Origin of the sequence: Nocardia acididurans (assembly GCF_016741815.1) — a bacterium.
Classification (GTDB): domain Bacteria; phylum Actinomycetota; class Actinomycetes; order Mycobacteriales; family Mycobacteriaceae; genus Nocardia; species Nocardia acididurans.
On record NZ_JAERRJ010000007.1, the window covers coordinates 425864 to 448439 of the forward strand.

19 protein-coding genes are annotated in these 22576 nt (G+C 68.3%); 5 read left to right on the top strand and 14 right to left on the bottom strand.

Going from position 1 to position 22576, the window contains the following annotated elements; translation table 11 throughout:
• Positions 1-2 precede the first annotated feature (2 nt).
• The 10 genes from JK358_RS20430 to JK358_RS20475 form a co-directional block, all read right to left on the bottom strand.
• The gene (locus tag JK358_RS20430; RefSeq protein ID WP_201949436.1) at positions 3-1091 is read right to left on the bottom strand and encodes an NUDIX hydrolase; all 1089 of its coding nucleotides are present in this window, start codon (positions 1089-1091) and stop codon (positions 3-5) included.
• Positions 1091-2215: a glycosyltransferase family 4 protein gene (locus tag JK358_RS20435; protein ID WP_201949305.1), complete on the bottom strand. Its 1125-nt coding sequence runs from the start codon at positions 2213-2215 to the stop codon at positions 1091-1093. The genes JK358_RS20430 and JK358_RS20435 overlap by 1 nt, the downstream gene beginning before the upstream one ends.
• Positions 2212-3228, bottom strand: a complete 1017-nt coding sequence (locus tag JK358_RS20440; RefSeq protein ID WP_307817638.1) for a phosphatidylinositol mannoside acyltransferase — start codon at positions 3226-3228, stop codon at positions 2212-2214. Before JK358_RS20440 ends, JK358_RS20435 begins: the two co-directional genes overlap by 4 nt.
• Complete coding sequence (gene pgsA, locus JK358_RS20445) at positions 3225-3896, bottom strand: phosphatidylinositol phosphate synthase (protein ID WP_307817639.1); 672 nt, start codon at positions 3894-3896, stop codon at positions 3225-3227. Before pgsA ends, JK358_RS20440 begins: the two co-directional genes overlap by 4 nt.
• Position 3897: 1 nt before the next feature.
• Positions 3898-4509, bottom strand: coding sequence for an ATP adenylyltransferase (locus JK358_RS20450; protein ID WP_201949307.1), 612 nt, complete (start codon positions 4507-4509; stop codon positions 3898-3900).
• The gene (thrS, locus tag JK358_RS20455; protein WP_232851566.1) at positions 4506-6611 is read right to left on the bottom strand and encodes a threonine--tRNA ligase; all 2106 of its coding nucleotides are present in this window, start codon (positions 6609-6611) and stop codon (positions 4506-4508) included. Before thrS ends, JK358_RS20450 begins: the two co-directional genes overlap by 4 nt.
• A 155-nt stretch (positions 6612-6766) precedes the next feature.
• On the bottom strand, positions 6767-7561 hold the full coding sequence (locus tag JK358_RS20460; protein WP_201949309.1) for a (2Fe-2S)-binding protein: 795 nt from the start codon (positions 7559-7561) through the stop codon (positions 6767-6769).
• Positions 7558-7977 (bottom strand): TIGR02611 family protein, encoded by a 420-nt coding sequence (locus JK358_RS20465; RefSeq protein ID WP_201949310.1) that lies wholly within the window; start codon positions 7975-7977, stop codon positions 7558-7560. Before JK358_RS20465 ends, JK358_RS20460 begins: the two co-directional genes overlap by 4 nt.
• Before the next feature lie 333 nt (positions 7978-8310).
• Entirely contained in the window at positions 8311-10536 is a 2226-nt protein-coding gene (locus JK358_RS20470) for a SulP family inorganic anion transporter (protein WP_201949311.1), read from the bottom strand.
• 214 nt (positions 10537-10750) lie between these two features.
• Positions 10751-12967 (bottom strand): SulP family inorganic anion transporter, encoded by a 2217-nt coding sequence (locus JK358_RS20475; protein WP_201949312.1) that lies wholly within the window; start codon positions 12965-12967, stop codon positions 10751-10753.
• 361 nt (positions 12968-13328) lie between these two features.
• Here JK358_RS20475 and JK358_RS20480 point away from each other — a divergent pair, with 361 nt between their 5' ends.
• The 4 genes from JK358_RS20480 (at position 13329) to JK358_RS20495 (ending at position 16854) form a co-directional block, all read left to right on the top strand.
• On the top strand, positions 13329-13751 hold the full coding sequence (locus JK358_RS20480; RefSeq protein ID WP_201949313.1) for a hypothetical protein: 423 nt from the start codon (positions 13329-13331) through the stop codon (positions 13749-13751).
• Between the two features lie 150 nt (positions 13752-13901).
• A complete protein-coding gene (locus JK358_RS20485) occupies positions 13902-14525 on the top strand; it encodes a TetR/AcrR family transcriptional regulator (protein ID WP_201949314.1) in 624 nt (207 codons plus the stop codon).
• Positions 14526-14537: 12 nt separating this feature from the next.
• On the top strand, positions 14538-16142 hold the full coding sequence (locus JK358_RS20490; protein ID WP_201949315.1) for an MDR family MFS transporter: 1605 nt from the start codon (positions 14538-14540) through the stop codon (positions 16140-16142).
• Between the two features lie 118 nt (positions 16143-16260).
• Complete coding sequence (locus tag JK358_RS20495) at positions 16261-16854, top strand: copper resistance CopC family protein (protein ID WP_201949316.1); 594 nt, start codon at positions 16261-16263, stop codon at positions 16852-16854.
• A gap of 9 nt (positions 16855-16863) precedes the next feature.
• On the opposite strand, the gene JK358_RS20500 is transcribed toward JK358_RS20495, so the two are convergent.
• The gene (locus JK358_RS20500) at positions 16864-18252 is read right to left on the bottom strand and encodes an MFS transporter (protein ID WP_201949317.1); all 1389 of its coding nucleotides are present in this window, start codon (positions 18250-18252) and stop codon (positions 16864-16866) included.
• 75 nt (positions 18253-18327) lie between these two features.
• On the bottom strand, positions 18328-18966 hold the full coding sequence (locus tag JK358_RS20505; protein WP_201949318.1) for a TetR/AcrR family transcriptional regulator: 639 nt from the start codon (positions 18964-18966) through the stop codon (positions 18328-18330).
• Between the two features lie 123 nt (positions 18967-19089).
• On the opposite strand from JK358_RS20505, the gene JK358_RS20510 reads away from it, so the two are divergent.
• Positions 19090-20520: a cytochrome P450 gene (locus JK358_RS20510; protein WP_201949319.1), complete on the top strand. Its 1431-nt coding sequence runs from the start codon at positions 19090-19092 to the stop codon at positions 20518-20520.
• A 34-nt stretch (positions 20521-20554) separates the two neighbouring features.
• On the opposite strand, the gene JK358_RS20515 is transcribed toward JK358_RS20510, so the two are convergent.
• Both JK358_RS20515 and JK358_RS20520 read right to left on the bottom strand, forming a co-directional pair.
• The gene (locus JK358_RS20515; protein WP_201949320.1) at positions 20555-21715 is read right to left on the bottom strand and encodes an acyl-CoA dehydrogenase family protein; all 1161 of its coding nucleotides are present in this window, start codon (positions 21713-21715) and stop codon (positions 20555-20557) included.
• 6 nt (positions 21716-21721) lie between these two features.
• Complete coding sequence (locus JK358_RS20520; RefSeq protein ID WP_201949321.1) at positions 21722-22567, bottom strand: CoA transferase; 846 nt, start codon at positions 22565-22567, stop codon at positions 21722-21724.
• Positions 22568-22576: the final 9 nt, after the last annotated feature.

Here is a 22576-nt window from a genome sequence, read left to right on the forward strand (position 1 = left end):
GCTCAGCGGATGGAGCGGACCTCGGGCTCGGTATCGGTCTCGAGGGCCTTGATCGCTTCGGGGAGCAGCTGATCCAGGTGGTAGGGGTAGACGGTTTCGCCGGAGCCGTCGAGGTCGATGATGTCGCCGGGGGTGCACCATTTGTTGCCGGTGATGGAGCGGCGTTCGATGAAGTCGAGTTTGGCGGGCTTCGGGTCGAAGGTCTTGACGCGCAGGACGAAGAAGAGTTCCTCGGAGCGGATCAGTTCGCCGTTGAAGGGGAAGACGGCCACGCGCCGCCACAGCGGGCCGCGCAGCATGGAGGAGTCGGCGGGGTAGCCGGTTTCCTCGTGGAGTTCGCGAATCGCGGCCTCGCGCAGGGTTTCTCCGGGGTCGATGCCGCCGCCGATGGTGAACCAGAACTGCACGTCGGGGACCTTGGGATCCCGGCCGCGCAGCAGCAGTACCCGGTCCTGTTCGTCGAGCAGGACCACGCGGGCGGAGGTGCGGACGGTGTCGACGTCGAGGCCGGTGGAGGCGGCGGGGGTGACGCGTTCGGCGATCTCGAAGTAGGTGGGCAGCGGGGCGGTGCCGCCGAGATGCAGCCAGCGGACCAGACGGCGCGTGCGCAGGGCGAGGGTGTCGCGGACGGCGTCGTTGTGGAAACGGCGGGCGATGAGGACGCGGGCCTCGGCGTCGGCGAGTTCGGCCACCAGTTGCGGCGGCAGCAGGGCGACGTCCACGGCGGACAGGGCTGCGGCGAGCTGGTTCTCGACGGTTTCGCGGTCGCGCCAGTTGGTGCGTTCGGCGCGGTCGGCCAGTGCGGTCAGGCGGCGGGCCTGTTCGGCGAGTTCGTTGTCGGAGGCCGGTGCGCCGGTGCGGCGGGAGGGGTTGACCGAGCGGTCGGCGGCGCGACCCGCGAGGGTGGTGGCCACCGAGCGGGCCACCACGGCCCGCCGCGCCAGTGCCGCGTCGAGCGCGTGGCGGGCCTGGTCGGTGCGCACGTGCAGGCGGTCCAGGCGATTGGCGGTGGTGTAGGCCCACACGCCGATGGTGATGACGACCGCGGCGATGAGGGAGAGGACCAGAATCCCGGTCGCGGAGAATGTGATCATCCGGCGGTCCTGACACGGACATCGCCGACCGTGACGGTTTCGTAGACGCGCAGGATCTGCTCGGCCACCACCGGCCAATCATATTCGCCGACAACCTGATTGGCGGTGCGGATGAACTCCTCGCGCAATGCGGTGTCGGTGAGCATGCTGTCCAGCGCGGTGGCCAGGCGAGCCGAATCACCCACCGGCACCAGCATTCCGGCGGTGCCGTCGCGCAGTACGCGGCGGAAGGCGTCGAGATCGCTTGCCACCACGGCGGTTCCGGCGGCCATGGCCTCGACCAGCACGATGCCGAAGCTCTCGCCGCCGATGTTCGGGGCGCAGTACACGTCGGCGCTGCGCATGGCCGACGCCTTCTCCGCGTCGGAGACCTGGCCCAGGAAACGCAGATGCCCGGCGTGCTCCCCGGCTTCGCGGCGCAGCCGGTCCTCGTCGCCGCGGCCGACGATCAGGATCTCGATACCGGGGTGGCGGCGCACCAGCTCGGGCAGTGCGCCCAGCAGAATGTCCATGCCCTTGCGAGGTTCGTCGAAACGCCCCAGGAACAGTACGGTTCCGCCCGTGCGCGGGTAACCGTCGAGCAGCGGCGCGTGCGCGAAGGCGGGCACGTCGACCCCATTGGGGATCTCCACGGCGTCACCGCCGAGCGCCTCCACCTGCCAGCGCCGCGCCAGCTCCGACACCGCGATCCGGCCGCTGATCTTCTCGTGGTACGGCCGCAGCACACCCTGAAAAGTGCTGAGCACCAGCGACTTCGTGGTCGAGGTGTGGAAGGTGGCCACGATCGGCCCCTCCGCGATCTTCAACGCCAGCATGGACAGGCTGGGCGCGTTGGGCTCGTGGATGTGCAGCACGTCGAAATCGTTCTCGGCGATCCAGCGGCGGATCCGCGAATACGCGGTGGGCCCGAACGACAGTCGCGCCACCGACCCGTTGTAGGGAATCGCGACCGCGCGCCCGGCCGACACCACATAGTCGGGCAGCGGCGTGTCGTCGGCGGCGGGTGCGAGCACGCTCACCTTGTGGCCGCGCTCGATGAGCACCTGCGCCAATTCCACGACATGCGCCTGAACCCCGCCCGGAACGTCGAACGAATACGGGCAGACCATGCCGATTCTCATAGTGCGCCGTCTCCCCTGAACCCCGCGGTGCCGGTATCGGCTTCCGGCTCCCTGTATCCCAGCGCCTGCTGCGCCGCCTCGATGCGAGCCAGTCGCTCCTGGGACAAGTCACTTTCCCACAGCGGCTGCAGCATGTGCCAGTCGGCGGGGTGGGCGGCGATATTGGCGGCGAACCGGTCGGCCAGCGCCTGGGTCGCCGCCGCGACACCGCCCGAAACGTCGATCGGGGCTTCGGTTTTGAAACCCCAGCCCTCGCGGCCGTCGGGGCCGGTGGTGAACCAGCAGTGCACGGGGATCAGCGCCGCACCGGTTTCGACGGCCAGTTTGGCCGCGCCCGCGGGCATCCAGGTGCGTTCGCCGAAGAACTCGACCGGCACGCCCTTGCCGGTGAGGTCGCGCTCCCCCATCAGGCAGACCACGCGGTTGTCGCGCAGACGGTTCGCCAGCTGCGGGAACGGCGGCTGCTCGCCGCCGCTGAGCGGGAACACCTCGAAGCCGAGGCTTTCCCGGTATTCGACGAACCGCTCGAACAGCGATTCGGGCTTCAGTCGTTCGGCGACGGTCGCGAGCCCACCGTGCTTCTGCACCAGCCATACACCGGCCATATCCCAGTTGCCGGAATGCGGCAGGACCAGCACGGTGCCGCGGCCCGCGGCGATCGAGGCATCGAGGTTCTCGACCTCGTTCACGAACAGCCGTCCGGTGCGCACCATCTCCGCGTGATCCATGGACGGCAGCCGGAACGCCTCCCGCCAGTAGCGGGCATAGGACCGCATGCTGTCGCGAATCAGCGTGTCCGGCACCCGGTCCGGGGTCGTGTCCAGGACGCGGGCCAGATTGCGGCGCAGCTGATTCGGGTGCCCCGCGTGCGCGGCCCGGTTGGCCTTGCGCGACGCGAAATCGGCTCCGGCGTCGAAACCCTTGCGCGCCAGCCCCTCCGGGAGTCCGCGCACCAGCCGCCACCCGGCCGCGTACCCCTTGTCGGTCAACGCGGACGTGAAATCGCTGCTCACTGCTGCGGTGCCTCCGGGGCCTTCGCCACGGGGGCGAGAACGTCGCGTGCCCCGGGCGAATTGCGCACCGCCAGGACCCGCTGGAACACGGTGATGATGCTCAGCACCGCCAGGGCGTACATGGCGGCGTACACGGCATACGACAGCCATTCGATGCCGAAATGCCCTCCGATGCCGGTGAATCCGGCGCCGACGAGCACGATGACCAGGCGGTCCGGGCGCTCGATGAGCCCGCCGTCGGCCGAGAGTCCGCTGGCCTCCGCGCGCGCCTTGGCGTAGGAGATGACCTGTGAGGTCACCAGGACCACCAGGGTCGCCAGGAACAGATGCTTGCTGTTCTCGGTGTACACGGCCCACCAGGCGAGCGCGCCGAAGATGGCGCCGTCGGCCACGCGGTCACACGTGGCGTCCAGCACCGCACCGTATTTCGTGCCACCGCCGCGCGCCCGCGCCATCGCGCCGTCCAGCATGTCGAACATGACGAACAGCCAGATCACCATGGTTCCCCAGAACAGGTGATCGGTCGGAAACAGGGTGACCGCGGCGGCGATCGAGGCGGTGGTGCCGATGAGCGTCATCGCGTCGGGGGTCAGCCCCGTGCTCACCAGTGCCTTCCCCAGGGGGGCAGTCGCTTTGGCGAACGTTTCGCGACCGAAGAAGCTCAGCACGCTACTCGGATTCCTTCCATGCCTGCGCCAACAGCCCGCGCGTCTCGCGCAGCAGCTGCGGCATGACCTTCACTCCGCCGACGACGGTAATGAAGTTCGCGTCGCCGCTCCAGCGCGGCACGATGTGTTGATGCAGGTGATCGGCAAGTGAACCCCCGGCAACACCGCCGAGATTCAAGCCGACATTGAAACCGGCCGGGCGCGACACCTTCTTCATGACGCGAATGGCCTGCTGGGTGAAGGCCATGAGCTCGCTGCTCTCCTCGAGGGTCAGGTCCTCGAGGTTGGCCACCCGGCGGTAGGGCACGACCATCATGTGGCCGGGGTTGTACGGGTACAGGTTGAGCACCGCGTACACCCACTGGCCGCGCGCGATGATCAGGCCGTCCTCGTCCGCCATCTCCGGGATGTCGGTGAAGGGGTGTCCGGACTTCTTGGGCGCGTCGGCGTTTCGCGCCTCCTGCTCGGCGGCCTCACCGGTGATGTACGACATGCGGTACGGCGTCCACAACCGCTGCAGGCGATCGGGTTCCCCGGCACCGCGATCGATGATCGCCGAATCCTGTTGCCCGGCAGCCTCGTTCAGGCCACCAGCAGCCGTACGTTCACTCATGCATCACCCTTGCGGATCTCGAACCCCTCCGCGGTGGGAGAAGCGTTCTCGCGGCGCTGAATCCAGTCGACGACGGTGGCGACAGCGTCCTTGACCGGTACGCCGTTGACCTGCGTGCCGTCGCGGAACCGGAAGCTGACCGCGCCGGCCTCCACGTCGCGCGCACCGGCGAGCAGCATGAACGGCACCTTCTGCGCGGTCTGGTTGAAGATCTTCTTCTGCATGCGGTCGTCGGAGCGGTCGACCTCGGCGCGAATGCCCTGGGCCGCGAGCTCTTCGATGACGGCGTCCAGGTGCTCGGCGAAGGTTTCGGCGACCGGGATGCCGACCACCTGCACCGGCGACAGCCAGGCCGGGAACGCGCCCGCGTAATGCTCGGTGAGCACGCCGAAGAAGCGCTCGATGGAACCGAACAGCGCGCGGTGGATCATGACCGGGCGGTGCTTGGCGCCGTCCGCGCCGGTGTACTCGAGTTCGAAACGCTCGGGCAGGTTGAAGTCGAGCTGAATGGTCGACATCTGCCAGGTGCGGCCCAGCGCGTCCTTGGCCTGCACGGAGATCTTCGGGCCGTAGAAGGCCGCGCCGCCCGGATCCGGCACCAGGTCCAGACCGGAGTCGGTGGCCACCTTGCGCAGGGTTTCGGTGGCCTCCTCCCACAGCTCGTCCGAGCCGACGAACTTCTTCGGGTCCTTGGTGGACAGCTCGAGGTAGAAGTCGTCGAGGCCGTAGTCGCGCAGCAGCGACAGCACGAACTGGAGCGTGGTGGTGAGCTCCGCGTGCATCTGCTCCTTGGTGCAGTAGATGTGCGCGTCGTCCTGCGTCATGCCCCGCACGCGGGTGAGGCCGTGCACCACGCCGGACTTCTCGTAGCGGTACACCGAGCCGAATTCGAACATGCGCAGCGGCAGTTCGCGGTAGGAGCGCCCGCGCGACCGGAAGATCAGGTTGTGCATCGGGCAGTTCATCGGCTTGACGTAGTAGTCCTGGCCGGGCTTGCGGACGGTGCCGTCCTCGTTGAGTTCGGCGTCGAGGTGCATGGCCGGGAACATGCCGTCGCGGTACCAGTCCAGGTGGCCGGAGACCTCGAACAGGTGGCCCTTGGTGATGTGCGGGGTGTTGACGAACTCGTAGCCCGCGGCGATGTGGCGGCGGCGCGAGTAGTCCTCGAGTTCCTTGCGGATGATGCCGCCCTTGGGGTGGAACACCGGCAGACCCGAGCCCAGCTCGTCGGGGAAGGAGAACAGGTCCAGTTCCAGGCCCAGCTTGCGATGGTCGCGCTTCTCGGCCTCGGCCAGCAGGTGCAGGTACTCGTCCTGGGCCTCCTGGGATTCCCAGGCGGTGCCGTAGATGCGCTGCAGATCCTCGCGGGACTGGTCACCGCGCCAGTAGGCGGCCGAGGAGCGGGTCAGCTTGAAGGCCGGAATGTACTTGGTGGTCGGGCAGTGCGGGCCGCGGCACAGATCGCCCCAGATCTTGTCGCCCGAGCGCGGATCGAGGTTGTCGTAGATGGTCAGCTCCGCGCCGCCGACCTCCATGACCTCCGGATCGTCGATACCGGACTTGTCGGAGATGAGCTCGAGCTTGAACGGCTCCTTGGCCAGTTCGACGCGAGCCTCCTCGATGTCGACCACCCGGCGCGAAAACCGCTGCGCGCCTTTGATGATCTTCTTCATCCGGGATTCCAGCTTGGTGAGATCCTCCGGGGTGAACGGCTTGTCCACCTGGAAGTCGTAGTAGAAGCCGTCCTTGATGTAGGGGCCGATACCCAGCTTGGCTTCCGGGAACTCCTGCTGCACGGCCTGGGCCAGCACATGCGCGGCCGAATGCCGGATCACATTGCGGCCGTCCGCGGAATCGGCGGTGACGGCCTCGACCTCGGTGTCGGCCTCGGGTGCCCAGGACAGATCCTTCAGGTTGCCCTCGTCGTCGCGGACGACGATCACCGCGCCCGGACCCTTGTTGGGCAGGTCCGCCTCGCGCAGCGCCGCGCCCGCGGTAGTCCCAGCCGGGACCCGGACGCGGGCGGCTGGGGTCTTCGGGGCTGTGGTGGTCACGGCTGCGCACTCCTTGGCTCGGTCGGTACGGGCTGGGCCCGCTGGCATCGCATGCGGGGACGGTTCCCCACGATCACGGCCGGTCACACCCCGCGCACATGCGTGAAACGGAGAGCTCCGGCGGGCACAACTCTATCGGCACGCCCCGTCAGCCGTGCCAATGGACCGGCCCCCGCCGCGTCGTCGCCGGTGCGGCGACCTGCTCAGCCCTGCGACGCCAGCTCGGCGAGCAGTGTTTCCCGCTGGGCCGCAGGACGTTTCGGGCAACTTGTGCACATTTCGCAGCCGGGGACCTCGAACACCACGCAGCAGGAGATACGGCGTACGAAGGTGCGGCCACCGATATCGGTGAACCGCGGGACGGGCAGGCGTCCGGCGATATCGCGGGCCAGCGCGGCACCGGCCTCCTGATCGCCCGCGTCCAGGGCGCGGTTGCCGATGGCGTCGGCCACGATCGCCCACAGCGAGGCGACGCTCGCCCCGGAGACCTCCGCCACCACCGGTATCACCCGGGACAGCGTGTGCCGCAGGACCGGACCGGTGCCGATCGTCGAGAACGATTCGTGCGCGCCGGAATTTCCGGTGCAGTGCTCCGGATCCGAGCACGGTTCCGGATCCGTACCCGGTTCGAGACGCACACCGGGTGCGAGCTGAACACCGGGCGCGAGCCGCACGGCCGCGCGGGGTTCCGTGGGCGGGGTCTGCGTCTCGGCATCGGGTTCGGTGACCGTCGCGGGATGTGCGTCCGCCTGGTGTACCCGCTCGATGCCGCCGTCGGGCCGCACTTCGAGCGCGAGGCGTTCCAGGGTCGGGTCGATATCGTCCTCGCCCGCGACCCAGGCTTCGATGACCGGGTCCACCAGGGAGGAGGCAGCCATGCACCACCACAGGGTGCCGGAGACGCGGGTGTCCCCCGTCCCCCACGAGATGCCCATTTCGGCGATCCGCTCGCGCAGCCAGTCCGGCCGCAGCAGTTCGGTGCCTGGCACCACGTTCATCCGAACAGCGGGCTGCGCAACCATTCCCATTCGACTCCGATCAGATTCCCGACGACTCCGAACGTTCCGAGCAACCACAGTGTGACGACCACCAGCGCGGCGGTCGCGACCGCGGCGAGTCCGCGCAGCAGGATTCCCTGCGCGCCGAACCAGTCCATGACACGCCGATAGCGCTCACGTGTCCAGTGCAGTGTGCGATGCGCCCAAGCGAATTCGGTGGCCAGGATGCCCAGCCCCGCGAAGACGATCAGCCAGCCCGGTCCGGGGTACGGGATCGCGAGAATGCCGATCACCAGCACCACGGCCCCCAGCACGCCCACCGCGATGCGATAGGCGAGGTTCAGGGTAGGTCGATCGGAGACGAAGCGGCGCAAGGCGCGCCAGTGAACGGTAGGGCTCGACACATTCGCCAGCATAAATGCGAATCGCGGCGGGTGGCTCGGCCCCGCATCCCGGGCGGTCTCTCGCACCTACGGCGTCACTGCGGCCCGCGGCACCGGACCGCCACGGCGCGAAGGCGAACTGACACAACCGAACGCGACCGAAGCCGCCGCGCACCCCCACATCACAGCACCGCCACAGGCGGGCGAGCACCGACTTCGGCGGGGCCTGGACACCCACGCCGCGCGCGGATCGCCACCGCCGTCTGCGTCGCCGCCGGATCATGCTGCGGCGCGGGCGAATACGCGACGAGCGCGGAACCACCTGATGGGATGATTCCGCGCTCGCGGGTCACTTCAGCTCACAGCTCAGTGCGAGTGGGCTCCGACTGCCTCGGCCAGGGCCGATAGGTCGACGTCTGCGATCTCGGCGATGCCGTCCACGCCGACCTCCAGGACTCGGGCGCTGCCGATGTCGAAGAAGAGGCCGGTCACCGTGACGCCGCGCTCGAGCACGGCTCGGCGCACGGCCGGGTGGTGGCGCAGGGTTTCCAGCTGCATGGCGACGTTCACCATGCCGAGCTGGTCGACGGTGCCGAATCCGGCCTCGCCCGCGGCCCAGGCCACCGGGTGACCCTGGCCGAACTGCTCCACGCTGGGGCGGGCGTGCTTGAGCCAGTCGCCCAGGCCGGGGCCGTAGGGCGGCCCGGCGAGGATGGCCTTCATCGCGCCGCAGGACGAATGTCCGCACACCACAACGTGATCCACCTGCAGCTCGTCGAGCGCGAAGACGATGGCCGCTTCGATGGAGCTGTCGCGGCCCTGGGCGGGCACGAGATTGCCGACATTGCGGACGGTGAACAGGTCACCGGGACCGCTGTTGGTGATCACATTGGGCACGATCCGGGAGTCCGCGCAGGTCAGGAAGAGCGAGTGCGGGTTCTGCCCGTTGCGTAGCTCGTCCAGGTGCGGACGCACGACGTGTGCGTGGGTGCGGTGGTAGGCGGCGACGCCGGCGGTGATCGGGTTGTCGTCGTCCTCCTTGCGCCACGGCCGCAGGACATCGTCGAGCAGTCCGCGCGCCCGGCCGCGCACCGGCGGCCCGTCCAGCGCCGCGGCCATGCGCGCGGTGCCGAGCTCCACGTATTCGACTGTGCCGCCGTTGCTCTCGTGCTGACCGGCCCAGTCGTGAATGGCCTCGTAGGCGGCGTGGTCGAGGAAGTCGACGCTCATCTCCACCAGCACGTCGCTGCCCGCGGGCACCTTGGACAGTTGCGCGGACAGTTTGGGCAGCGCCAGGAAGGTGCAGGTGCCGTCGATGCTGACCATCCAGCGGTCGGTCCCCTCGACCGGACCACTGGTGATGGACACCCGCACGACCCGCCACAGCAGCAGCGCGAACGCCAGCAGCAGGCCGATGAGCACGCCCTCGAGCAGGTTCAGGAACACCACGCCCAGCACGGTCACCACGTACACCAGCAGGTCGCCGGTGCGACGCGCGAGCTTGATGTGCGCGAGCTTGACCAGCTGGATGCCGATGACGATGAGCAGACCGGCCAGCGCCGACTTCGGAATCTGCTGCACGAGTCCGGCCAGCGCGACCGAGAACACCAGCACCCAGATGCCGTGCATGAACGCCGACGCCTTGGTGCGCGCTCCGGCCTGCACGTTGGTGGCGCTGCGCACGATCACGCCGGTGACGGGCAGACCGCCCAGCAGTCCGGAGGTCATATTGGCCGCGCCCTGGGCGACGAGTTCCTTGTCGAAATTGGTGCGCGGCCCGGTGTGCATCTTGTCCACGGCGACCGCGGACAGCAGGCTCTCCACACTCGCGATGAGTGCGATGGTCAATACGGCGAGTGCGACCGCGCCCCAGTTACCGCTGGGCACATCGGGCAGCCCGATGGCGTCGAACAGCGATCCGCTCAGGACGATGCGTTCCACATTGCCGGGCAGAATCAGCGAAAGCACGGTCGCGACGAGAATGGCGACCAGCGGTCCCGGAACGACGCGCACCTTGGCGGGCACGTATTTCCAGCCGAGCATGATGGCGATGACCACCGCGCCCAGGAAGAAATCATCCCCGTGCAGGCTGGTGAGTTCACCGGGCAGTTGAATGAGATTCTGCAGCGCGGTGCTGTGCGAGGCCCCTCCGAGTAGCACATGCAACTGCTGCAGAGCGATGGTGATGCCGATGCCCGCCAGCATGGCGTGCACGACCACCGGCGCGATGGCGAGCGCGGCGCGGGCGATGCGGCTCAGACCGAAGACGATCTGCAGGCCGCCCGCGGCGACGGTGATGAAACAGGCTGTCTTCCAGCCGAATTGATTGATGGTCTCGGCCACCACCACGGTCAGGCCGGCGGCGGGACCGCTGACCTGAAGTGGGGATCCTCCGAGCAGGCCGACGACCACACCGCCGACGACGGCCGCGATGAGTCCGGCGGCGACGGGCGCGTCGGAGGCCACCGCGATACCGATCGAAAGCGGTAGTGCGACAAGGAAGACGACTATGGATGCGGGCAGGTCGTGACGTAGCCAGGTATTGAACCGGTCACTGGATCTGCCTGGCGGTGAATCGGTGTCGATGGACATATCGCTCCTCCACCGGGTCCCCCATAGACCCGGGCTGAACTCGAAGTGTCTGCGGGCATTCGAATTTGCGACTGTGGACAGCTTTGGCCACAGACTCACCGGACGAGTGGTGGCAAGGTTAGAAGTAAAGACTTAGCAAAGCCTGAGAAAACCTGAGCCACAATGCAAAACGCGCATGATCCCCTTTCCGATACATCCGTGTATTCGGCATTTGTCAAGCGATCTGGGCCGCGACCGGGCGTTCTACGCCGTCGATCTCCGCGATGCCGTCCACCGTGACCTCGACCACACGCGCCGTCGCGATATCGAAGAACAAACCCGACAGCACCACTCCGCGTTCCTCCACACCCCGCCGCACCACGGGGTGCGCGTACAACGTCTCCAACTGCACCGCCACATTCACCAGCCCGAGCTGATCCACCGGCCCGAAGCCCGCCGCCAGCGCGGCCACGCCCACCGGATGCCCGTCGCGGTAGCGCTCCAGGCTCGGCCGCGCGTGGGCGAGCCACTCGTCGAGCCCCGATCCGGTCACCGCGCCACTCGAAAGCGCTTCCATCGCACCGCATCCCGAATGCCCGCACACCACCACCGACCGCACGTCGAGCTTCTCCAGCGCGTAGATGAGCGCGGCCTCCATGGAGGCGTCGCGGCATCCAGCGGGGATCAGATTGCCGACATTGCGGACCGTGAACAGGTCACCCGGCCCGCTGCTCGTGATCACATTCGGCACCACCCGCGAATCCGCGCAGGTGACGAAGAGCGAGTCCGGTTCCTGACCGTCGCGCAGCACGCCCAGGTGCGGACGGATCAGATGCGCGTGCCCGCGGTGGTAGGCGGCCACGCCCGCGACGATCGGATCGACCTCGGCCCCGGTCCGCCGCCACGGTCCCAGCACCTCGTCGAGCATGTGCCGGGAGTGCCGCCGCGCGGGCGCGCCGTCCGCGGTGTCGGCCATGCGCGCGGAGCCCATCTCCACGAATTCGACTGTGCCGCCGCCGGTCCGGAACTGCTGCACCCACTCCTGGATGGCTTCCTGCGCGGCGTGGTCGAGGTAGTCCACCGTCATCTCGAGGGTGACCTTCGCTCCCGCCGGCACCTTGGCCAATTCCGCCGCGAGCTTGGGCATCGCGAGGAAAGTACAGGTGCCGTCGATGGCGACCCGCCAGCGGCCCAGTTCGATGGCCTGCGCCAGCACCGTCACCCGCACCACCCGCCACAGCAGCAGCGCGAAAGCCAGTGCGAGCCCGACGAGCATGCCCAGCAACAGATTCCAGAACACGACGACGATCACGGTGGCCGCGTACACCACCAGATCACCCGTGCGCTGCGCGCGGCGGATGTGCGCGAGCTTGATGAGCTGGATGCCGACCACGATGAGCAGTCCGGCCAGCGCGGCCTTGGGAATCTGCCGCACCACGCCGACCAGCGCCACCGAGAACAGCAGGATCCACACGCCGTGCAGCATGGTGGAGGCCCGGCTGTGCGCTCCCGCTTTGACATTGGTGATGCTGCGGACGATGACCGCGGCCACCGGCAGCCCGCCGATGGCGCCCGACACCATGTTCGCGGTGCCCTGTCCGATGAGTTCGCGGTCGAGATCGGTTCGGCGCGAGGCGTTCCGGCTCATCCGGTCCACCGCGACCGCCGACAGCAGGGTCTCCACGCTCGCGATGAGGGCGATGGTGACGGCCATCAGCGCCACCGTCGCCCAGCCGCCGTGCGGGAGCGCGGGCAGCCCGATCTCGTCGAGCAGGGTGCCGTCGAGCACGATGCGCTCGACCTGGGTGGGCAGCACCAGCGCCATGAGGGTGGCCACGACGACCGCCACCAGCGGTCCGGGCACCTTGCGCACGGGTGCGGGCAGATACCGCCAGCCGACCAGGATGACGATCACCAGCAGGCCCAGGAACAGGTCGCCCACATGTACCGAGGCCAGTTGCCGGGGCAGGCCCGTAATGCTGTCCCACGACGAGCTCAGCGAATCGCCGCCCATCAGGACGTGGACCTGCTGCAGCGCGATCACCACGCCGATTCCGGCCAGCATGGCGTGCACGACGACGGGTGCGATGGCCAGCGCCCCGCGGGCGATGCGACCGAGTCCGAACAGGATCTGCACGCCGCCCGCCAGTACGGTGATGAAACAGGTGGTGGCCCAGCCGAATTGGTTGATGCACTCGGCGACGACCACGGTCAGGCTGGCGGTGGGCCCGCTCACCTGCAGTGTCGAACCACCGAGCGCACCCGCGACGACACCGCCCACGACCGCCGCGATCAGTCCCGCGGCCACCGGTGCGCCGGCGGCGACGGCGATACCGATGGACAGGGGTAAGGAAACCAGGAACACCACGATCGAGGCAGGCAGATCGTGGCGGACCCGGGCCGCGAGGCCGGGCAGCGACGTCCGTGGAAGCTGTTCGGTGTCGGTGGACATATCTCTCCTTCGCCGAAGTGGCTGTGCCGCTCCGGTTCATCGGTCAACATGTACTGGCATCGAGAGCGAGCGGCGGGCGAGGCTGAGAAAGCACGACGCTATGAAGAACGCCGGTAATCGTAAAGACCAAGCAAAGAAGCTGGAAAGCCTTTGCGAACGATTGGTGCGTTCTGCTATCAAACTGTGACCTGCGCCACTCCAGTGCAACAGCTTGGAAACCTCTTGGTCGAACGTCCGGAAGGTGACACCCGCGCGGGCACGACGGTGCTACCCTCGAACCGCCAAATCGGCTGAAAGCTTAACGGACACAAGGAATTCCGTTCGGGGGGATGCTTTCGTTCCCAAAGAAACGGCTAGTCCCATGATTGTGGTCTTCGTCAAGAACGACATCGATGTCCTCGACTCCGGCTACAAGGACGCACACGACAGCAGCGTCTTCGGCATCCCGTACGCCTACGTCAAATCACTCTGGCCGGCCGCCCGGCTGGAGAAGAAGGAGAACCTCTTCATCACCGCCCACGGCAACAAGAAGCTCATCGGTGACGTCGGCCCCACCCTCGAGCTCGACGCCGGCACCCTGGCCGGGATCATCAAACAGATCATCCCCAGCGGCTACACCGGCGACATCTACATGTCGACCTGCAACTCCTTCGAATACGCCAAGGCGCTGAAGAAGGCACTGGGCGTGGTCACCTCGGGCAGCGACTTCTACGGCACCAAGAAGTCCATCGACTACAAGATCGAAGGCCCGGACGGCTCCAACTGGCACCGCGTGACCGCCTGATCCACGCCACCCCGACGAACCCGGCAAGGAATCACACGCGGTGGCCGGGTTCCCGAAACCAGCCACCCCCGCGCGCGGTCGGCAGGCGGCACAGCGGACCATTGAACTTGCAGTTTCTGAAATTTTGCAGTTTCTGCTAGATTTTCGACCATGGCGGAAGTGACGGGCGGCGAGCCGGAACTCGGGCTGCGGGAACGCAAGAAGCGGCAGACGCGGATCGATCTGTGCATGGCGGCCCGGCGGCTCACGGTCGAACGCGGGCTGGACGCGACGACGACCGATGACATCGCCAAGGCGGTGGGGGTCTCGCCGCGCACCTTCTTCAATTACTACGAAACGAAGCTGGACGCCGTCGTCGGGCCGGTCACCGAGATCGGAACACCCGCCGCGCGTGCGGAATTCATCAGCGGCGGACCCAGCGGCGTGCTCATCGACGATGTGGTCACGCTCTACGCCTCCGGGTACGAACCAGAAGATGAAGTGCGGGAGAGCATTTCGTTCGTCGCGGAGATCATCAAGACCGAGCCGCGGGTCCTGGCCGGATTCATGGCGGCCGGTGCGCAGCACGAGGCGGCGCTGAGCGAGCTGATGACCACGCGCGCCGGCGGCGCGATCTCGGCCGAACTCGCCGGGCTCACCGCGGGACTCATGTCCGCCCTCGCCACCCGGGCCGCGATGTCGCTGGCCACCCATCCTGCTCGGACGCTCGCCGATGCGCTGCGAGCGCAGTGCGCGCTGGCGGCCGAACTGTTCCACCGACCCGACAACAGCTGAGGAGTTGTGCCGATGACCACGACGGCTAGCGCGCCGCCGACCCCGATCGTCCTCACCCAGAAACGCATCTGGCTCATCTTCTCCGCCCTGATCTCAGGCATGTTCCTGGCCAGCCTGGACCAGACCATCGTGGGCACCGCCATGCCGACCATCGTCGGCGAACTCGGCGGCGTCTCCGAAATGGCCTGGACCGCAACGGCCTATCTGCTGGCGACCACCATCGTCATGCCCATCTACGGCAAGTTCGGCGATATGTTCGGCCGCCGCTGGCTGTTCCTGTTCGCCATCGGCGTGTTCACCCTCGCCTCCATCGGCGCGGCGCTGGCCACCGGATTCTGGGAGTTCATCGCCTTCCGCGGCCTGCAGGGCGTGGGCGGCGGCGGCCTGATGATCCTGGCGCAGGCCATCATCGCCGATGTGGTGCCGGCGAAGGATCGCGGCAAGTACATGGCCCCGATGGGCGCGATCTTCGGCATCACCTCGGTGGCCGGGCCGCTGCTCGGCGGATTCTTCGCCGATCACATCGGCTGGCGCTGGTGCTTCTGGATCAACGTGCCGATCGGTATCGCGGCCATGATCGTCGCGTTCCGCTACCTGAGCATCCCCACCCACCGTCCCAAGACCAAGCCCGACTACCTGGGCGTGGTGCTCATGTCGACGGCGACCACCCTGCTCATCCTGCTCACCGACTGGGGCGGTAAGCGCTACGCCTGGGACTCCCCGACCATCCTGACCATGATCGCGGCCCTGGTGCTGGTGGTCGGCGTGTTCATCGTGGTGGAGTCGCGGGCCGAGGAGCCCATGCTGCCGCTATGGCTGTTCCGCAACCGCACCTTCGTGCTGACCTCGGCCATCGGCCTGGTGGTGGGCCTGGTCATGTTCGCGGCCGTCGCGTTCATCCCGACCTACCTGCAAATGGCAACGGGCGCTTCGGCTTCGGTGTCGGGTCTGCTGCTCATTCCGATGATGGTCGGCATGATGGCCACGCTCATCACCTCCATGGCCGCCATCACCAAGACCGGCCGCTACCGGATCTACCCGCCGATCGGCGCGGTGGTGATGGGCCTGGGCATGCTGTGGCTGACCCAGCTCAGCGCGCAGACCTCCATGTGGGTGGTGTCGGGCATGCTGTTCGTGATGGGCGCGGGCCTGGGCCTGATCATGCAGATCATCGTGCTGGTGGTGCAGAACGCGGTCTCCCCCGATCAGATCGGCACCGCGACCAGCGCCAACAACTATTTCCGCGAAATGGGCGGCGCGATCGGCGTCGCGGTGTTCGGCTCGATCTTCACCAACCGCCTGACCGAGGGACTCACCGGCGCGTTCCTGGCGAATCCGGGACAGGCGGCCGGGGTGGATCCGGGTGCGCTGGTGCCGTCGGTGGTCAAGCATCTGCCGGAGCAGTTGCACGATGCCATCGTCGGCGCGTACGTCGACGCCCTGGTGCCCGGCTTCTGGTACCTGCTGCCGGGTGTGGCGGTGGCGTTCCTGCTCGCCCTGTTCATTCCGCAGCTGACGCTGTCGGATGAGGCGGGCATGGTGGCGCGCGGCGAGGCGGTGCTGGCGGAGGAGGATCTGCCGAAAGCGGTGGAGCTGCCGAAAGCGGTGGCCGAGTAGGCCGTTCGGCGACCGGCCAGTAGCCCCGGTGCGGCGCACCGGGGCTGCTCCGGACGGAGGTGGTCCGCGAGTCCGCTGACGTGGCCGGGTGCCGTGACGGTGCCTGTAGGGTGCCCTCATGCGTGTTCGAGTGGGAGTGAATCCTCTGTCAGCGGCCGGTATCCGGCGGTTGGGCGTCGTGTTCGCGGCGGTGCTGGCCGTGCTCACCCTGACGGCGGGCCCGGCCGCCGCGCATGCCGCGCTGTCCGGTAGCGATCCGGCCGAGGGGGCACGGCTCGACGCCGCGCCCGCCGCGGTCACGTTGACCTTCAACGAGAACATCCAGTCCTCGTTCACCACACTGAATATCGTCGGTCCCGACGGTAAGCAGTACGGCCGGGGCGAACCCAGGGCCGCGGGGGCCACCCTGACGGTCGGTTTCGACCCGCAGGCTCCGGCGGGCAGCTATACCGTCGGATACCGGGTGGTTTCCGAGGACGGTCACCCGATCCAGGGCAGCTACGGCTTCGAACTCACTCGCGTGAACACTTCCACTCCCGCCACCACCCCCGCGGACGCCACCGCCCCCGCCGCGCCCACCACCACTGACGAGAACAGCTCCGCCACAGACGATTCCAGCGGCGTGCCGGTCTGGCTCCTCGCGCTCGGCGTCGGCATCGTGCTGATCGCGGGCCTGGGCGTCGTCCTGCTCACCGGCCGGCGCGGCCGCTGAGTCGGCCGATCAGCGGCGGGTGATGGCGCGGGCGACGACGAACGCGGCCACCAGCACCGCACTCATGGTCAGCCAGCTGAGGGTGGCCGGGCGGTGGAACGCCTCGGCGGAGGCCAGCGCGCCCGAGTAGCCGGCCACGACGGAGCCGATGACCGCCACACCCAGGCACTGGCCGACCTGCCGTGAGGTCGAGGCGAGGCTGGACGCGACGCCGGATTGCGCGGCGGGCAGACCCGAGACGGCGGCATTCGTGATGGGCGGGTTGACGATTCCGATGCCCGCGCCGAACAGCGCGTAGCCGAGCAGCAGCGGAATCTGCCCACCGGTATCGAAGGTGAACGTGAGCAGAATCGAGGCCGCGGCGGCGACGACCGTGCCCACCTGCAGGGTGAACCGGGTCCCCCAGCGGGCCACCAGTCGACCGGCGACCGGACCGCCCACCACCATGGCCGCCGCCATGGGGAGCAGTTCCAAGCCCGCGATCACCGGCCGGTCTCCGCGCACCTCCTGCAGATAGAACGTATTGAGGAACAGGAACCCGCCGAGCGCGAAGTAGGCGAGCACCGCGATCACGGTGGCCCCGGACAGTTTCGGTGAGCGGAAGGCGCGCACGTCCACCAGCGGTTCGGGCGTCCGCAACTCCTGCCGGATGAGCAGGGCCAGGCACACCGCCGATCCCGCGAACGCGCCGACCACCATCGGCGACCCCCAACCCCGGTGCGGCGCTTCGATAATCGCGAAGATCAGCAGACCCAGGAATCCGATGACCAGCAGCTGGCCCGGCGGATCCAGTCGCCGCGCCCGATCCGCCCGCGACTGCGGCACGAACACCGCGGTCGCCACCAGCGCGGCCAGGCAGATCGGCACATTGATCCAGAACACGGCCTCCCAGCCGATGCCGTCCACCAGCAGCCCGCCCAGGCACGGCCCGGCCGCGATGCTGACACCGTATGCGCCACTCCAGATTCCGAGCGCGCGCACCCGATCGGCGGGCTGCGCGAAGACATGCGTGACAATGGCCATGGCGGCCGGGCTGAGCATGGAGCCGCCGACCGCCTGCACCATCCGGAAGCCCACCAGCCAGCCCAGCGACGGTGCGAGACTGCACGCCAGCGATCCGGCGGCGAAAATGCCCAGCCCGATCTGGAATACGGTGCGCCGCCCGATCCGATCCCCCAGCGCTCCCGAGAACGTCAGCAGGCACGCCAGCACCAGCGTGTACGAGGCGATGGTCCACTGCGCGCCCGCGATATCGGAGTGCAGATCCCGGCTGATGGCGGGCAGCGCCACATTGAGCGCGGTGGTGTCGAGCCCGGCCACGAGTACCGCGCTGCAGCAGATCACCAGCACCGCGATGCGCCGCCCGGTCCCATAGTCCACCGCTGCCGTCGCCACCACCTCAGCATTCTTACAGCAACCGCCGCCGCTCGATGCGCGCCACGGGCGCGGGAGTTCGCCGAGCCCGTCCGCGGACTAGGTGAGCTCGTGCCCGTGGCGGTATCGGGTGCCGAAGGTGGCGACCAGGTCGGCGACGTGGTCGACGATCTGCTCGCTGTCGCAGACCAGGACGCCGGATTGCCAGGCGGTGATGAGTTCCACGAAGCCGCCGACGCCGATGATGGCGTTCATGTGCAGGTCGGTGGGGTTCTCGGCGGGATCGGCGAACTGCTGGGCGGCGGCCACCACCAGGTCGACGGTGAGGCGCAGGGCGCGGGCGCGGCATTCCTCGAGGGCGGGGCTTCCGGCGTTGTGCAGCAGCAGGATTCGGCCGTAGGCGGGGTCGGCGGCGATGCGGTCGACCACGACGGTGGCGGCCAGGCGGACGATCTCGCGCAGCGGGCGGTCCAGGTTGTGTTCGAAGGCGCGGGTGAGGGCGGCGAGCATATCGTCGCGCACGGACTCCCAGGCGGCGACGAGGAGTTCGTCGCGATCGGTGAAAGCCTCGTAGAAGTAGCGGTCGTTGAGCGAGGTGCGCGCGCAGACGGCGCGGATGGTCACCGCGGTCCAGCCGCCTTCGCGCCACAGGGCCAGTGCGGAGTCGAGGAGTCGCTCGCGGCGTTCGCCGCGTCGTTGCTCCGCACTGCGGCCGCCCCACGTCTTGGTTTTCGCCACGGTTCCCATCTTGACAAGGCCGGGCTGCGAACCCAAACTGGTGACACCCGCAGCCAATGGTGACGGGTGTCACCACTTACTGCGGATCAGGCACGACGCCGTGTACGCCGCAGGAGGTCCGGCATGTCCACAGTGATATCCGAAGCGCAAGGCAGGCAATCGGTTTCGCATCGGCCCAGCCACCGAACCAGCACCCGGATCGCCACCGTCGAGGCCCTCACCATCGGGCTCGATCATCGGGCCGGGTTGATCGGGCGCATCAAAGGCCACGACGTCCTGCGCTTCCGGGCGGGCACCCGGCGCTATGTGGCCCTCGGCCATCCCGACCATGTCGATCAGGTGCTGCACACGGGGCGGCTGAACTTCCACAAGGCGTTCGAATACGAGATCCTGCGCGCCCTGCTCGGCGTCAGCCTGTTCACCGACGAGGACGAATCCTGGCAGCGGCATCGCACCATGCTCAATCCGATGTTCGCCAGACGCCATCTCAACGGACTGCTCGAGCTGATGGCCGAACCCATGCGCGCCGGGGTCGACGCCCTGGACACCGGGGCGGCCCGCCTCGAGCTCGACATGGTGGACGAGATGGTGCGGCTCACCCTGAACGTGGTCGGCAACGCGCTGTTCGGTCAGCAGTTCGGGCATATCGCGGTGCGCATGTCCGGGCTGGTCACCGACGGGCTGCGCTTCGGGGAACGCCTCGAACGGCTCTTCGTCATCGCCGCGCCACCGAAACGGTTGTGGCGCGCCACTTCCCGGGTCGCCTTCACCCCGGTGCCGCTGCCGCCGCCGCTGCGCAAGATCCAGCGCATCGTGCGCACCCTCGACGCCGAGGTGTGGCGGGTGGTCCGGGAGCGCCACGAAAACCCCACGGACAGCCCGGATCTGCTCAACCACCTGCTCACCGCCGCCGGCGAGCAGGGCGGGCTGCCGCTGAAACGCGTACGGGACGAAGCCCTCACCTTCATGCTCGCCGGCCACGAGACCACCGCCAACGCGCTGTCGTGGATGTGGTACCTGCTCGCGCTGCATCCGCGGGCCCGCGACCGGATGCTCGACGAGATCGACACCGTACTGCGCGGCCGCCCGCCGGGCGTCGCGGATCTGCCCCGCCTGACCTGGACCGCCGCCTGCTTCCAGGAGGCCATGCGGTACTACTCCCCCGCCTGGGTGATCCCACGAGTCGCGGTGCGCGACACCGTAATCGACGGCCACCGCATCCGGCGCGGCACCACCGTCATCCTGCCCTCGCACCACATCCACCACGACGACCGGTGGTGGCCGGACCCGGAGCAGTTCGATCCGTCCCGCTTCCTGCCCGGCACGGCGCGCACCCGGCCGCGATCGGCCTACCTGCCCTTCGGCGGCGGCCGCCGGATGTGCATCGGCTCCAGTTTCGCGCTCATGGAAGCCGTTCTGATCACGGCGATCTGGAGTCAGCGCTACGTCTTCGATCTGGTGCCGGGCCACCCCGTCGAACCCGAGGCCACCCTGACCCTGCGCCCGCGCCACGGGCTGCGCATGGTGGCCCGACCGCGCACGCCGATCCGGTGACCGCCGCCCACCGCTACTGCGCGAGTCCGCGCGCTCACAGCGAGCGGGAGATGATCTCCTTCATGATTTCGCTGGTACCACCGTAGATGCGGTTCACCCGCGAACCCACGTACATGTTCGCGATCGGGTACTCCATCATGTAGCCGTAGCCGCCGAACAGCTGCAGGCACTTGTCGACCACCTTGTCGGCGGTCTCGGCGGCGAACAGTTTCGCCATGGACGCCGTCGACGGATCGTTCTTGCCGTCGATGTACTGCGCAATGGCGTAGTCGACAAGGGTTTTGATGGCCAGTGCCTCGGTCTTCACCTCCGCCAGGGTGAAGGCGTTGTGCTGGAACTTGCCGATCGGACGGCCGAACGCCTCGCGTTCCCTGGAGTAGCGCAGCGCCTCCAGCACGGCGGCCTCGGCCAGCGCCGAGCACAGGCTGGCGATGATCAGGCGCTCGCGGGCCAGCTGCTCCATGAGCTGGTAGAAGCCCAGGCCCTCCTGCTCGCCCAGCAGGTTCGCCACCGGCACCCGCATATCCGAGAAGAACAGCTCGCGGGTGTCCTGGCCGTGCTGGCCCATCTTCTCCAGCACGCGGCCGCGTTCGAAGCCCGGCAGATCCTTGGTCTCGGCGACGATGAGCGAGACGCCGGCCGCGCCCTTGGAGGGGTCGGTCTTGGCGACGATCACCAGCAGGTCGCAGTGGGTTCCATTGGAGATGAACGTCTTCGAGCCGTTGATGACGTAGTGGTCGCCCTCGCGGACGGCGGTGGTGCGCACCGACTGCAGATCCGATCCAGTGCCCGGTTCGGTCATGGCGATGGCCAGCACCAGCTCACCGCTGATGATGCCCGGCAGCCACTTCGCGCGCTGCGCCTCGTTGCCGTATTTGTAGACGTAGTGCGACACGATCGGCGAGTGCACCGAGAAGCCGAAGGCATTGTCGTGCGCGTAGATCAGCTCCTCCTGCACGACCGCCTGCAGGCCGAAATCGCCTGCGGCGCCGCCGAATTCCTCGGGCAGATCGAGGCCGAGCAGGCCCGCGTCGCCGGCTTTGTTCCAGAAGTCGCGGTCGACCATGTGCTGCCTGCCCCAGCGCTCGCGGTTGGGCGCGATCTCCTTGCGGAAGAACTCGGCCGCGTGCTTGCGCAGTTCGCGGTGCTGATCGGTCTCCCAGGTGGGACGGTAGTCGGGGAACAGTTCGGACATCGGTGTCTACTTTCCGGAGTTGGTGCGGATTCCGTTGAGCGGCAGGTCGTCCCGGGCCGCGATGGCCTCGAGTTCAGCCATGGTCTTGTCGGCGAAGGCGCGGGCGAAGGCCTCGTGGGTGCCGTCGGCGCCGAAGGTGGCGAGCGCGCCCAGGAAGAAGTGCGGCTCCACCGCGCCCAGGGCCACATGGCCGTCGGCGCATTCGTAGATGCCGTAGCCGGGGAACGCGCCGCCGAGTACGGCCCCCTCGCCCATGAGCCGGTAGTGCACGGCATTGCCCGCCCAGGCGGCGGCCTCCTCGAGCGCCACCCGATACGGTTGTCCGCCACCGGATTCCGCGCGGGCCACCAGGGCGGCCAGGGCGGTGGACACCGCGCGTTCGGCGCCGAGCATATCGGCGACGGGCACGGTGGGCATCTGCGGCGGGGTGAGGGTGCCGTGCACGGCCTGATAGTTCAGATCGTGTCCGGGGATCTCGGGATCGGCTGTGTGGCCGACGATTTCGATGAGTGAGAGCTCCGGGAAGCGCTGCTGCGGCTGCGCCAGGCCCAGGCGGGCCAGGGCGGTCGGGCGCATGGAGGTGATCAGCAGATCGGCGGTGGCGAGCAGTTCGTCGAGTTTGGCGCGGTCGGCCTCCTGCTTCACGTCCAGGGAGACCACGCGCTGATCGGCGATGAGGTTCCGGTACCAGTCGGGCGCGGCGGCCGCGAGCGGGTCACCGGCGGGCGGTTCGACCTTGGTGACGGTCGCGCCGAGCTCGGCCAGCCGGGCGGCGGCCAGGGGGCCGGGCAGGTTGACCGCCAGTGACACGACTTCGATGCCCGCCAGCGGGCGCTTTGCTGGTACCTCCATGCAGCGAAC

Excerpts from the sequence above, each read along its gene's own strand:
- JK358_RS20435 (WP_201949305.1), bottom strand. The coding sequence starts at position 2,215 with ATGAGAATCGGCATGGTCTGCCCGTATTCGTTCGACGTTCCGGGCGGG.
- JK358_RS20450 (WP_201949307.1), bottom strand. The coding sequence starts at position 4,509 with ATGAGTGAACGTACGGCTGCTGGTGGCCTGAACGAGGCTGCCGGGCAA.
- JK358_RS20475 (WP_201949312.1), bottom strand. The coding sequence starts at position 12,967 with ATGTCCACCGACACCGAACAGCTTCCACGGACGTCGCTGCCCGGCCTC.
- JK358_RS20480 (WP_201949313.1), top strand. The coding sequence starts at position 13,329 with ATGATTGTGGTCTTCGTCAAGAACGACATCGATGTCCTCGACTCCGGC.
- JK358_RS20490 (WP_201949315.1), top strand. The coding sequence starts at position 14,538 with ATGACCACGACGGCTAGCGCGCCGCCGACCCCGATCGTCCTCACCCAG.
- JK358_RS20495 (WP_201949316.1), top strand. The coding sequence starts at position 16,261 with ATGCGTGTTCGAGTGGGAGTGAATCCTCTGTCAGCGGCCGGTATCCGG.
- JK358_RS20465 (WP_201949310.1), bottom strand. The coding sequence starts at position 7,977 with ATGCTGGCGAATGTGTCGAGCCCTACCGTTCACTGGCGCGCCTTGCGC.
- JK358_RS20515 (WP_201949320.1), bottom strand. The coding sequence starts at position 21,715 with ATGTCCGAACTGTTCCCCGACTACCGTCCCACCTGGGAGACCGATCAG.
- JK358_RS20460 (WP_201949309.1), bottom strand. The coding sequence starts at position 7,561 with ATGAACGTGGTGCCAGGCACCGAACTGCTGCGGCCGGACTGGCTGCGC.
- JK358_RS20485 (WP_201949314.1), top strand. The coding sequence starts at position 13,902 with ATGGCGGAAGTGACGGGCGGCGAGCCGGAACTCGGGCTGCGGGAACGC.
- JK358_RS20520 (WP_201949321.1), bottom strand. The coding sequence starts at position 22,567 with ATGGAGGTACCAGCAAAGCGCCCGCTGGCGGGCATCGAAGTCGTGTCA.
- JK358_RS20470 (WP_201949311.1), bottom strand. The coding sequence starts at position 10,536 with ATGTCCATCGACACCGATTCACCGCCAGGCAGATCCAGTGACCGGTTC.
- thrS (WP_232851566.1), bottom strand. The coding sequence starts at position 6,611 with ATGCCAGCGGGCCCAGCCCGTACCGACCGAGCCAAGGAGTGCGCAGCC.
- JK358_RS20510 (WP_201949319.1), top strand. The coding sequence starts at position 19,090 with ATGTCCACAGTGATATCCGAAGCGCAAGGCAGGCAATCGGTTTCGCAT.